Source organism: Pseudomonas subflava (assembly GCF_023823685.1).
Taxonomy (GTDB): Bacteria; Pseudomonadota; Gammaproteobacteria; order Pseudomonadales; family Pseudomonadaceae; genus Aquipseudomonas; species Aquipseudomonas subflava.
The window spans coordinates 299,654-311,847 of sequence record NZ_JAMXBF010000009.1 but is presented as its reverse complement, the minus strand read 5'-3'; the positions used below and the strand labels follow the sequence as shown (position 1 = coordinate 311,847).

The 12,194-nt window shown below is 67.5% G+C and carries 11 protein-coding genes; 1 reads left to right on the top strand and 10 read right to left on the bottom strand.

Annotated elements, in window-relative coordinates; genetic code table 11:
• Positions 1-297: 297 nt before the first annotated feature.
• The 6 genes from pepN to NF616_RS14920 are packed head-to-tail and all read right to left on the bottom strand — an operon-like array spanning position 298 to position 6,875.
• Positions 298-2,955, bottom strand: a complete 2,658-nt coding sequence (gene pepN / locus NF616_RS14945; protein WP_252274079.1) for an aminopeptidase N — start codon at positions 2,953-2,955, stop codon at positions 298-300.
• 59 nt (positions 2,956-3,014) lie between these two features.
• Positions 3,015-3,842: a DUF2797 domain-containing protein gene (locus NF616_RS14940; RefSeq protein WP_252274078.1), complete on the bottom strand. Its 828-nt coding sequence runs from the start codon at positions 3,840-3,842 to the stop codon at positions 3,015-3,017.
• Positions 3,842-4,114 (bottom strand): YeaC family protein, encoded by a 273-nt coding sequence (locus tag NF616_RS14935; RefSeq protein WP_252274077.1) that lies wholly within the window; start codon positions 4,112-4,114, stop codon positions 3,842-3,844. The genes NF616_RS14940 and NF616_RS14935 overlap by 1 nt, the downstream gene beginning before the upstream one ends.
• Before the next feature lie 40 nt (positions 4,115-4,154).
• Positions 4,155-5,015: a rhomboid family intramembrane serine protease gene (locus NF616_RS14930; RefSeq protein ID WP_252274076.1), complete on the bottom strand. Its 861-nt coding sequence runs from the start codon at positions 5,013-5,015 to the stop codon at positions 4,155-4,157.
• Complete coding sequence (locus NF616_RS14925; RefSeq protein WP_252274075.1) at positions 5,012-5,986, bottom strand: metallophosphoesterase; 975 nt, start codon at positions 5,984-5,986, stop codon at positions 5,012-5,014. Before NF616_RS14925 ends, NF616_RS14930 begins: the two co-directional genes overlap by 4 nt.
• Position 5,987: 1 nt before the next feature.
• Positions 5,988-6,875 carry an NAD(+) kinase gene (locus NF616_RS14920; RefSeq protein WP_252274074.1) on the bottom strand — a complete coding sequence of 296 codons (888 nt, stop codon included), beginning with the start codon at positions 6,873-6,875 and terminating at the stop codon, positions 5,988-5,990.
• A gap of 84 nt (positions 6,876-6,959) precedes the next feature.
• Here NF616_RS14920 and NF616_RS14915 point away from each other — a divergent pair, with 84 nt between their 5' ends.
• Positions 6,960-7,898, top strand: coding sequence for a DUF1853 family protein (locus tag NF616_RS14915; RefSeq protein WP_252274073.1), 939 nt, complete (start codon positions 6,960-6,962; stop codon positions 7,896-7,898).
• Between the two features lie 119 nt (positions 7,899-8,017).
• Here the strand turns inward: NF616_RS14915 and NF616_RS14910 are convergent, their stop codons facing one another.
• The 4 genes from NF616_RS14910 to NF616_RS14895 form a co-directional block, all read right to left on the bottom strand.
• Positions 8,018-9,127: a cyclic nucleotide-binding domain-containing protein gene (locus NF616_RS14910; protein ID WP_252274072.1), complete on the bottom strand. Its 1,110-nt coding sequence runs from the start codon at positions 9,125-9,127 to the stop codon at positions 8,018-8,020.
• Positions 9,128-9,143: 16 nt separating this feature from the next.
• Entirely contained in the window at positions 9,144-10,097 is a 954-nt protein-coding gene (locus NF616_RS14905; protein ID WP_252274071.1) for a 1-aminocyclopropane-1-carboxylate deaminase/D-cysteine desulfhydrase, read from the bottom strand.
• A gap of 63 nt (positions 10,098-10,160) precedes the next feature.
• Complete coding sequence (locus NF616_RS14900; protein WP_252274070.1) at positions 10,161-11,525, bottom strand: chromosome partitioning protein ParA; 1,365 nt, start codon at positions 11,523-11,525, stop codon at positions 10,161-10,163.
• 206 nt (positions 11,526-11,731) lie between these two features.
• On the bottom strand, positions 11,732-12,163 hold the full coding sequence (locus NF616_RS14895) for a nuclear transport factor 2 family protein (protein ID WP_252274069.1): 432 nt from the start codon (positions 12,161-12,163) through the stop codon (positions 11,732-11,734).
• Between the last annotated feature and the right edge of the window lie 31 nt (positions 12,164-12,194).

Below are 12,194 nucleotides of genomic sequence, written 5' to 3'. Positions count from 1 at the left end.
ATGAGCTCGGGCCACGTGGCCGCGCACGAGCTATTCAAGATCGATACCAGAAAGGCGCCGGCGTAGCCGAATCATGTACATCCGCCAAGACAGTCCGGGAAAAGACCGATTCCGCCTGAGGTTGTCTCAATTTGTCTGCTACCTGGCGCGGTTCAACCTTGAGATTCGAGGCCTGGCGAGAAGCGAAATGCGTCTGGAACGCGGCTTGCGGAGCAGATTGGAAGTTGATCAGGTGGAAAGGAAACGAAGGGTAACAGACGGCGTTACCAAGCAAGTGCTCGGTAACGCCGTCGCGGGTCAGGCCAGGCTCTTGCTCACCACCTCGTACACATCGCTGGACAGCTCGCCGCTGGCCAGGATGCGCTCCAGCTCGCCGCGCATCAGCGCCTGGCGCGCGGAATCGTACTTGCGCCAGCGGGTGAGCGGGCCGAGCAGGCGCGAGGCGATCTGCGGATTCAGTGCGTTGAGGGTGATCACCTGGTCGGCGAGGAAGCGGTAGCCGCTGCCATCGGCAGCGTGGAAGTTGACCAGGTTCTGCCCGGCGAAGGCGCCGATCAGCGCGCGCACCTTGTTCGGGTTCTTCAGGGTGAAGGCCGGGTGCTGCATCAGCGCCTGCACCCGCGCCAGGCCGCCCGGCAATGCGCTGGCGGCCTGCACGCTGAACCACTGGTCCATGACCAGGGCGTTGTCCTTGAAGTGCTCGGCGAAGGCCTCGAGCGCCTGGGCCTTTTCGGCCTCGAAGGGCGAATTGACCAGCACGGCCAGCGCGGTCAGGCGCTCGGTCATGTTGTCGCAGGCGTCGTACTGCTCCAGGGTCGCGGCCAGCACTTCCGGCTTGCCGGTCAGCATCAGGTAGGACAGCGCGATGTTCTGCAGGCTGCGGCGGGCGAAGTGGCTGGACTCGGCCAGATACGGCGTGGCGCGCGAGATCTCGCGGTTGGCCTGGTAACGCGCCCACAGCGGCTCGAACAGCGCCTCGGCCAGCTGTACGCGGGCGAACTCGCGGGCGGCGTGAATGGCGTCGACATCGGCCACCTCGGCGATCTCGGTCAGGTAACCCTCGCCCGGCAGCGACAGCATCTCGGCGACCATGGCCGGGTCCAGCGATTCGTTCTCCAGCACGCTGCGCAGCGCCGCGACCAGGCGCTGGTCGAGTACCAGCGACTCGCCGCGCTGATGCTGGCCGATCAGCTCCTGCAGCACCTGCACGGCCAGCTGCTGGCCGGCCTCCCAGCGGTTGAAACCGTCGGAGTCGTGCTGCATCAGGAACATCAGTTGGTCGCGGCTGTAAGGGAAGCTCAGCTTGACCGGCGCGCTGAAGCCGCGCAGCAGCGAAGGCAGCGGCTTCTCGGCGATATTGACGAAGGTGAAGGCCTGCTCGGCCTGGGTCACCTGCAGCACGCGCGAGCGGCCCGCCGGCTTTTCTTCGCCGACCAGCTGCAGCGGCAACTCACGGCCCTGGGCGTCGAGCAGGGCCAGCTCCAGCGGGATGACGAAGGGCAGCTTCTCCGCCTGCCCCGGCGTGGCCGGGCAGCTCTGGCGCAGCTGCAGACGGTAGGTGTTGGCCGCCGCGTCGTAACTCTCGCTGACGTCCAGGCGCGGCGTGCCGGCCTGGCTGTACCAGCGCTTGAACTGGGTCAGGTCCTGGCCGCTGGCGTCCTCCATGGCCTTGACGAAGTCGTCGCAGGTCACGGCCTGGCCGTCGTGGCGGGCGAAGTACAGGTCCGAGCCCTTGCGGAAGGTCTCCGCGCCGAGCAGGGTGTGGATCATGCGCAGCACTTCCGAGCCCTTCTCGTAGACGGTCAGGGTGTAGAAGTTGGAAATCTCCATGAAGGCGTCCGGACGCACCGGATGGGCCATCGGGCCGGCATCTTCGGCGAACTGGTGGGTGCGCAGGTAGGCCACGTCCTCGATGCGCTTGACCGTGCGCGAGTTCATGTCGGCCGAGAACTCGGCATCGCGGAACACGGTGAAGCCTTCCTTGAGCGACAGCTGGAACCAGTCGCGGCAGGTCACGCGGTTGCCCGACCAGTTGTGGAAGTACTCGTGGGCCACCACCGCCTCGACGCGCTGGTGCGCAGCATCGGTGGCGGTCTCGGCGCGGGCCAGCACGCAGCTGGAGTTGAAGATGTTGAGGCCCTTGTTCTCCATGGCGCCCATGTTGAAGTCGTTGACCGCGACGATCATGAAGATGTCCAGGTCGTACTCGCGCCCATACACCTCTTCGTCCCACTTCATCGACTTCTTCAGGCTGGTCATGGCGTGCTGCACCTTGTCGATGTTCTCCGGCTCGACGTAGATGCGCAGGGTGACTTCACGGGCGCTCATGGTGGTGAAGGTGTCTTCCACGCACCAGAGGTCGCCGGCGACCAGCGCGAACAGGTAGGCCGGCTTCTTGAACGGGTCTTCCCAGGTCGCCCAGTGACGGCCGCCCTCCTCGCTGCCGCTGGCAATCGGGTTGCCGTTGGAGAGCAGCACCGGATAGCTGTGCTGCTCGGCGCTGAGCGTGGTGGTGAAGGTGCTCATCACGTCCGGGCGGTCGAGGTAATAGGTGATCTTGCGGAAGCCCTCGGCCTCGCACTGGGTGCAGAACATGCCACTGGACTTGTACAGGCCTTCCAGCGCGGTGTTGCTCTCCGGGTGGATGCGCACGCTGCTGTCGATGACGAAGTTCGCCTGGGTCGGCTGCAGGGTCAGGTGGCTGTCGGTCATCTGGTAGTCGGCCGCGCTCAGCTCGTGGTCATCCAGGGCCACGCTGATCAGCTCCAGCTGCTGGCCGTCCAGCACCAGCGGCGGAAGGCCGGCGCCGGCCTCGGGATTGCGGCGCATCACCAGCTGGGCATGCACCAGGGTATGGTCCTCGAACAGCTCGAAGGTCAGGTGGGTCTCGTCGATCAGGTAGTCGGGGACCTGATAGTCCTTGAGGTAGATCATCTTCGGCTGTTCGGTACGCATGGCTTGTGGCCCTTTTCTTGTGCGGGCCGGCGATACGGCCCGTTGACGATGATTCGTGGTCAGTGGTGCACGGCCAGCTGGTAGGCGGTGTACTTGCGGATGTTGATCACCCCGGTGTCGAACATCAGGTACTGACCCTTGATGCCGAGCAAGGTGCCTTCCACCAGCGGGTCCTTGTCCAGGTTGAAGCTGGTGATCTTGGCCGGGTAAGCCTCGATCGGATAGCTGATCTCCACCACCGGCTGCTCAATGAGCGGCTGCACGGCCTGGATGCCGAAGCGCTGCTGCAGCGCGTGCATGCCCTCGGCGCAGATGTCGAGGATACGGTCGCGGATCGCCAGCAGGTCCACCGGAGCGGCATCGCTCTTCAGCAACGCACGCCAGTTGGTCTTGTCCGCCACCTGGCTGCGCAGCAGGTCTTCGACGAAGCCGGACTGCTGGCGGGTGGCGACGCGCATGATCGGCAGCGCCTGGGTCGCGCCCTGGTCGATCCAGCGCGTGGGGATTTGCGTGGCGCGGGTGATACCGACCTTCACCCCGGACGAGTTGGCCAGGTAGACCACGTGATCGGTCATGCAGAACTGCTCGCCCCAACCCGGCTCGCGGCAGGTGCCGGCCTCGTAGTGGCAGCGTTCCGGACTCATGATGCAGATGTCGCACTGCGCCAGTTTCTGCATGCACGGGTAGCAATAGCCCTGACTGAAGCTGGTCTTGGTCCGGCGTCCGCAATGGCTGCAGTGGATCGCGCCGAGGTATTCCAGGCGCAGGGTCTTGCCGATCAGCGGGTTGACCGGCACTTCCTCGTCGCCCAGGCGAAAGGCGTACTGCACCGGCGCAGCCAGCTGCGCCTTCATCTTGCTCAGGGAGCCACGGGCCAGCTCGACCATCAGTGCAGGGTGTCCGTGGCGTTGGCGGAGGTGTACAGCAGATTGGGGATCGGCTCGGACTTGGAACCACACTCCGAGGTGCCCATGTAACCGGTGCGCTCTTCTTCGGGCAGGTTCTGGATCTCCCAGGCGATCATGGCCTGCAGCGACAGCTCCTTCTGCTCCTGGGTGAGCTTGCGGCCGTCCGGCCACTTGCCGATCTCCACGGCCAGCTTGAGGCTCTGGTAGATCTCGGGAGTGATGTTCTCGATCATTTCGGCAAAGGACGACATCGCGGGCTCCAACAGCGGGAAGCTAAACAGGTGGGCAAGTTTACCGGCGCACGCGCGCCAGTGCACCGCCGACGAGACCCGCGGCGCAACCGGCGACCAGCCCGCCGACATGGGCGGCGTTGGCGATGGAGCCGAAGCCCAGGGTGTCGATCACCCCGCTCAGGCAGACCACCAGCCAGATCAGCATCATCGCCAGCACGCCGCGCGGCAGGCTGTAGGCCGGGGTCGGCGCCAGCAACTGGAAGATCCAGCAGTAGCCGAGCAGGCCGTAGAGCACCCCGGACAGGCCGCCGAACAGCGAAGGCCCGCCGAACCAGAACTGGGCGAAGTTGGACAGCACGCCGAACGCCAACGTCAGCCCCAGCAAGGCGAAACGCCCCTGGTGAAACTCGATGCGCCGCCCCAGCTCCCAGTACCACAGGCCGTTCATCGCCAGGTGCAGGATGCCGAAGTGGATCAGCATCGGTGTTACCAGGCGCCACCACTGCCCCGCTTCGAGGCCGGCCAGCCAGGGCTGGAAGTAGAGGTATTGGCCGCGGAGGTGGAAATCCTGGAAGGTCAGCCAGCGCAGGCTGTCGAGGTTGTCACCCAGCAGCGTGATGGCGGCGACCAGCACGGTCGCCAGCAATACCAGCGCGGTCATCCAGCTGGCCCGCATCTGCGCGAGCACTCCCGGCCGGGCCGGCTGCGCCGGAGTCGGCAGCTCCTCCTCCGCGGCGCCCTGCGGATAGCGCAGGTACAGCGCACGCACCTGCTCGGCCAGCGGCTCGGCCGGCACCCAGAGCACCTGGGCGTCGCGCTCCTCGCTGACCCGATGCGGCACCTGCAGCCGGCGCAGCAGGCCGACGAAGCCGCTGAGGTCTTCCCGCAGCGGGCGGCGCAGGGCTTCTATCGCACTCATTGCGGCGCCTCCGGACGCTCCACCTCGACCCAGACGAACTTGCCCGGGTCGATCTGCGTCTCGTCATCCAGGCGGTAAGCCACCAGCTTGCCGTACATCACCGCGCTGTAGTCCAGGCAGGCGAGGTTGGGACGGATCGGCGCGGGGCGGCCGCGACGCCAGTAATGGCCGACGAACAGCATGGGTTCGTCCAGGCCGTACTGCAGCAGGCGGCCCTTGTCGGTGGCGGTCAGCGGCAGGCTGGCCACGTCATCGGGCAAGGCGTCGGGCTGGAACACCACGTCGCCGTAGGTCTGCGGGTCGTCCTCCCAGAACTTGGTGCGGAAATACGCGCGAGTGAAACCCTCCTCGCTGGTCAGCGTCAGGCCCTGCGGCAGGCGCATATCGGTGCCGCGCAGCAGGCGCTCGAACACGCGGTTGGCGAAGCTGCCGGGCACCGCCGAGGCCATCACGAAGTCGCGGTCGATGCGGCCGTCCGGGTAGTCGCCCCGCAGCGCGCCGATCAGGCCGTGGTCCCAGCAGGCGTGGACCAGGCGGAAGCGCCCGGCGTCGACGAACAGCGGCAGCTGCTGGAACCAGTCGAGAAAGTCATGCCAGTCGCTCGGGTGGTTTTCGAACTGGCGAAAGGTCTGCTGCAACAGGCGTTCGTGGCGCGGCGTGTGCTCGCGTACGTGGCGCCGCTCGCTGTCGGCCGGCGCCTCGGTGTACCAGCCGAGCGCGTTGTACTCGTGGTTGCCCATGATGCACAGGGCCTGGCCGGCCTCGACCATGTCGTGCACCAGGTGCAGCGCCTCGCGGATGCGCGGGCCGCGGTCGATGATGTCGCCGAGGAACAGCACCATGCGCCGCGGGTGACGCCAGACCCCACCCTCGCGGCGGTAGCCCATCTGTTCAAGCAGGCGCGCCAGGCTGCGCCCGCAGCCGTGCACGTCGCCGATCAGATCGTAGCCGCGCCCGCTATCGAGGAGCATCTCAGTCGTGGCTCCACTGGCGGCCGCCCCAGCCGAGCTTGGTGCGGCAGGCCTCGTAGTAGTTGTGGTCGAGCGGGTGGATCAGGCGCAGCTTCTGCGGCTTCTTGGCCACAGTGATGGTGTCGCCGGGGGCGCAGGTGAAGTGGTTCTGGCCGTCGCAGGATACCAGCGGGTAGATCGGCAGGTCGTCGGCCACCACGATCTTCAGCTCGCTGTTGCCGTCCACCACGATCGGGCGACTGGACAGGGTGTGCGGGTACATCGGCACGATGACGATGGCGTCCAGCTTGGGGTGCATGATCGGCCCGCCGGCGGACAGCGAGTAGGCGGTGGAGCCGGTGGGCGTGGCGATGATCAGGCCGTCGGCCTTCTGGCTGCAGACGAAGTGGCCGTCGATGAACAGCTCGAACTCGATCATCTTGGTCGACTTGCCCGGGTGCAGCACCACGTCGTTGAGCGCGTCACCCTGGCCGATGGCCTCGCCGTGGCGGCGTACCTCGGCCTCCAGCAGGAAGCGGCTCTCCTCGAGGAAGCGGCCCTCCAGCACCTCGGCGACCTTCACTTCCAGCTCGTCCGGCTTGATGTCGGTGAGAAAGCCTAGGCTGCCGCGATTGATGCCGAGCACCGGGATCTTGTGGCGCGCCAGGGCACGGGCGGCACCGAGCATGCTGCCGTCGCCGCCGACCACCACCACCAGGTCGCAGACCTCGCCGAGGATCTTCCGCGAGCAGGTCTGCAGGCCGTGGCCGGGCAGGACCTCGGCAATGGTGTCCTCGAGGATCACGTGCAGATGACGCTCGAGCAGGAAGCTCTTCAGGCGGCGAATGGTATCGAGCACCTGGGCGCTGCCCAGGCGGCCGATGATGCCGATATTGCGGAATTGCTCCATGGGGCGCTCTGCGACGGGGACAATTGCCCGGATTATGGGCGAAAGGCGCCAACCGCAGCAAACCGCGTCGGCTATGCTCGGCCGATGCGAACGCCCCTCGACAATGTGCTGGCGCGCCTGCGCCAGCCGCGGGTACGCGACCTGGCCTGGACCCTGCTTTCCCCCGCCCTGCTCGACGGCCGGAGTCTGCCGCTGCGCCATCCGCTGGCCGCCAGCGCCTGGCTGAGCGAGCCGGAGAGACTGGTCGACTGGCTGTTGCGCCAGGAGGCCGATCCCGCCGCGTTGCAGGAATACCTGGCCAACGGCTCCAGTCGCCTGGGTCGCTACTACGAGCGGCTCTGGCAATTCGCCCTCTCCGCCGCGCCGGACGTCGAGCTGCTGGCGGCCAACCTGCCGGTGCGCCAGGGCGGCCTCACCCTGGGCGAGCTGGACCTGCTGCTACGCGATGCCGAAGGGGTGCATCACCCGGAGCTGGCGATCAAGCTGTACCTGGGCCCGGAACGGCTCCCCGGCGACGATGTGCACCACTGGCTGGGGCCGGCCAGCGAGGATCGCCTGGGGCTCAAGCTGGAACACTTTGCGCGTCATCAGCTACCGCTGTCCGCCAGTCCGGCCACGCGCCTGGCGCTTGCCGGGCTGACCGACGAAATACCCCGCGCCGCCGCCTGGCTCGGTGGCTATCTCTTCTACCCCGGGAATGAAGGGTGCGCGGCGCCGAGTGGCAGCAATGACCACCATCTGCGCGGGACCTGGCTGCACCGCCGCGACTGGCCTCGTTTGGCCGCCGAACACCAGCACTGGCAACCCCTGCAACGCCAGGCCTGGCTGGCGCCGGCGCGGCTGCCCGGGGAAGAATGCTGGTCGCCCGCGCAACTCACCGACTGGCTGGATCGGCTGGACGCGTTTGCCCCGGCGCAGCTGCTGGTATGCCTCGAGCCTGGCGAGGATGGCGACTGGCACGAGCGCGAGCGGCTGTTCTTGGTCAACGACGCCTGGCCCGCATCAGCAAACGCGACGCCGTAGGGTGCGCCATGCGCAACGGGAATATTCGGGCAACCACCTTCGTTAGGCGCGCGCCCTAGCGGCCATGCCTCACAGAAGAGAAAGCGCTCGCTGCAGGCGATTTCTGCCGCGCCAGGAACCTAGTGACTGCGCTCGGTGCGCCCACCGGAACGGGCCAGGTAACCCGGCCCGTTCTCGCACAGCAGCGCGCCGCGCTGGACCGCCGGCAGCGCGTCCAATCCGTCGCGCAGTGCATAGGCGGAAAAGCCCAGCTGCGACAGCAGGAACACCGCCGAGGCGCTGCGCTTGCCGCTGTCGCAATAGCACAGATAGGTCCGGTCCTTGTCCAGCAGTCGCACCTTGAGGCGCAACAGGTGCAGCGGCATGTTCAGCGCCTGCTGGGCGTGACCCAGTTCGTATTCGGCCTGCAGGCGCACGTCCAGCCACTGGGCGCCGGTCGAGAGCAGGCGCGCCGCCTCGCCGAACGACACCTCGTCCACCACCGGCGCCTTGAGCAGGGCGAAGAAGTCCTGGCGATCCAGGCGCAGCACCACGCCCGGTTCGATCAGGGTGACGGTGGCGTTGCGCGGCTGGTCGGAGAGCAGCGCCTCCTCGCCGAAGCAGGCCCCCACTTCCAGCTCGGCCAATACCTGGCGTGCGTTGGCGCCGCCGCGGAACACCTCGGCGCGACCGCTCTTGAGGAAGTAACAGCAATCGCCGGTCTCGCCCTCCACCAGCACCCGGCTGCCGGCGGGCAGATCGATCGGCCGCAGGCGGTCGAGCATGGCGCGCACGTTGGCCGGCGGCACCTTGGTGAACAGCGGATTTTCCAGCAGGCGTTCCAGCCACTCGACGTCTTCGCCGCTGCCGCCCAGGTCGAGCAGCAGGTCCTGGTAGGCCAGGCGCCAGGTCAGCAGGCGGCTCAGGTTGGCCGAATCCAGCGCCAGCACGCTGGCATCGCTCAGCGCGCGGGCCTCGTGCAGGCGCGGCAGGGTCGGGGATAGAGGATGGCAGCTGGCTTCGCTGCCGGCCTGCAGACGCTCTTCGTTACCCTCGGCGTCGCGCAACAGCAGCTCGCCGGATAACAGGTAGTAGGTGGTGCGGGCGTGGTCGCCCTGGCGGAACAACAGCTGCCCGGCCAGCAGGTGCTGCGGCACCAGTTGGCCGCGCAGCTCGCGCCACTGCTGTTCGGACAGCACATTGAGCGGAGTGAAGCTGCGCAGCTGGTCGGGATTCAGCGGCTCGGTCATCGACACCTGTCCTTCGTTATTCTTGGCGTACTGCTGCCAGCGCTTCCAGGCGTTGGGCCATGGCCCGGCGCCCCTGCAGTCCCCCGGTGTGGAGAAACAGCAGACGCGTACCCGGAGCAAAGTAACCGGCCTCCACCTCGTCGCGCAATGCCAGCAATGCCTTGCCGGTGTAAAGCGGTTCCAGCGGCAGTTGCGAAGCGTGCTCGCACTCGCGAATAAAGCTCGCCAGCCGCGCATCCAGCCTGCCGAAACTGCCGCGGCTGGCATCCCGTAGACGATACCCCGTATCAGCCATCCCGGCCTCGGCCAGGATCGCCGGCAACGCCGCTTCCACCCCATGTCCGGGCGGCACCGCCGTGGCGACATGCACCATCCGTGCGCCGCGCTCGCCCAGCACCAGGCCGGCGGCGGTGGCGCCGGTGCCGGCGGCCAGCCACCAGCCGTGATAGTCGTCCCAGCCCAACGCGGCCAGCTGCTGCCTGGCCAGCTCGACGATGCCCGCACAGGACCGCGCCGCCGGCAGCCCGCCGCCGCCCTCGCCCACCGGTAACAGCCGCGGATAACGCGCACGCCAGGGCAGCCAGAAATCCGCCTCGTGGCGCTTGCGGTAGCCGCCATAGCCGAGCCAATGCAGCTGCATGCCGAAAGCCTGCAGGTCGCGCACCGTCGGCGTGTCCTGCGGCTCGCCGCGCAGCAGGCCGGCGGTGGCGAAGCCGAAACGCCGCCCCGCGGCCGCCAGGGCGTGCAGATGATTGGAGTGCGCGCCGCCCAGGCTGATCAGGCCGTCGGCACCAGCCGCCGCGGCCGCCTCGATGTGCGGCTTCAGCTTGAACCACTTGTTGCCCGACAGCAGCGGGTCGAGCAGATCGAGGCGCAGCACGGCGAGTTCGATACCGGCGCGCGTCAGCCAGTCGAACGAAAGCGGTTGCAGGGGCGCACCGGGAGCCCAGTGCGGAACGGTGAACGGCATGGCGAAGCGGGTCCGGTCGCGGCGCCACGGCGGCGCCGGCGCATCATACCCGGACCACGGGCCTCAGCTGACGGTGCGCAGGCGCGCGCCGGCCTTGTGCCGGGCGCAGCAGTTGGATTCGCCGACCACGAAGCGGCTGGGCGTTTCCACCCGGTCGATCGGCATGGCGCAACGCTCGCCGGACGGCAGGCAGGCCTCGCAGGCGGGCTGCTGGTAATGAGCCAGCCACTGGCGGTACTGCTCCTCGGAGACGAAGCACTTGCCGGCGGCGTAGCCCATGGGATTGTTCTGGTAGCGGGCGATGTCCTGCAGCGGAATGGTCAGGTGACCGGCGCCCGGGTGATACACCACGAACACCACGCCCAGCTTGGCCAGACGCTCGAGAATCTGCTCGCCGCCCTGGCTGGCCAGGTCGTCGCGCTCGCGCTTCAGGCGCTCCAGCTCCTGCTGCAGCTGGGTTTCCTGCTCGGCGCGGTAGGCCAGCTCGACATCGCGGACCGCCACCTGTTCGCGGGACTCGGCCACGGCCGCGGCGACCCGCGCCTGCAGCTCGGAATCGAACTGCGCACGAAGGATGTCGGCCTCGGTACGGCCATGGCGCTCCAGATCGCGCAGCTGGCGGGACAGATCCTCGCGGGTCTGCTGCATGCTGTCGGCCTGGGCGCCGAGCTGCGCCTTGAGGCTGTTGTTCAGTTCCTCCTGCTGGCGCAGCGCCTGGTGCAGGTTGTGGATCTCGGTGTGCAGCGAACGCTGGCGCTCTTCGGTGGCCAGCTTGAGGCGGGCGAGATCTTCCTCGTGCTGCTTGCCCAGGGTGCTGATGCGCAGGCGTTGCTGCTTGATCAGCTGGGCGGTCTTCAGCCGGTGTTCCTGTTCCTTCTGCTCGGCCTGCTTGTCGGCCTCCTGGCGCGCGGGATCGGGGGCCTGCCACTTGTCCTCGGCGGCCACCTGCAGGCGCTCGGCCAGGACCACAGGGGCGTCCTCTTCGACCAGCAGACCGAGCGCGTTGCGCTTGACCGCATCGCGCACCAGCACCAGGTCGTTCTTGCCCGGCGCCAGGCTCGGGTCCCACAGGTGCATCTGGTGCCAGGACACCGGGCACTGGCTGCGGCAGGCCAGGCGGATCGGCCCGGCGCCGAGGTCCGGGCCGCGGCCGGCATTGTCGGCGAGATGGCGCAGCGGCAGGTTCCAGCCCTTGTCGGCGCCGCCCTGCTCGTCGAAATCCAGATAGAAGAACACCACGGCGCGCACCAGCAGCCGCGGGTTGATCAGCACGTAGGCCAGGCGAACCTGCTGATCGGCGAACTCGGGCATGTTCACCACGTTGTCGAGCAGCGCCTCGAACTCGGGAAACAGCATCTCCTTGCAGACGCCGCGCTCATTGAAGAACAGCACCGCTTCGACCATCTGCGCTTTGTTCTGCATGCTCATGGATTTCCCTCAAGGCCTTCTAGGATCACGATCGGCGTGCTGCGGTGGTCCGCGCACGTGCATAGCCTGCAGGGCAGGCGCAATCCCTTGTTTGGGGCAAGTCTAGGGGAAAACGGAACGCGGGCAATGTGACTGGGTTGGCAGGCATCCGGCCGCCATCCGGGTACGGGATGGCGGCCGGGTGAAACTGTGACGGGTTGGGCGAATCAGGCCGGCTTGGCAGCCAGATAGGGCGCCAGGCGCCGGCCCATCTCCTCGCCGAGGGCAGCCAGGCCGCTCATCGGGCGGACCATCACCTCGAACTCGACGATCTTGCCCGCCTCGTCGAAGCGGATCATGTCGATTCCCTTGAGCTCGCGCTCGCCGACCTTAGCGGAAAACTCCAGCACCACGCTGAGGCCGTCGGCCGTCGCCAGTTCGCGGTGGTAGGCGAAGTCCTGGAACACCTGCAGCACGGTATTGAGGATCAGATTGACCTTTGCCGCGCCCGGGTACGGGGTATGCGCCATGGGCGAGCGGAACACCGCCTCGGGGTGCAGCAGCTCGGGCAAGCGGCTCAGGTCCTGGGCGGCGATGAACTGGTGCCAGCGCTGCAGGCTGGCCGCGGCGGCGGGGTGCAGCTGGGCGTCGAGGGACATGGGCTTCTCCTTGTTGTTATGAGCCGGATAG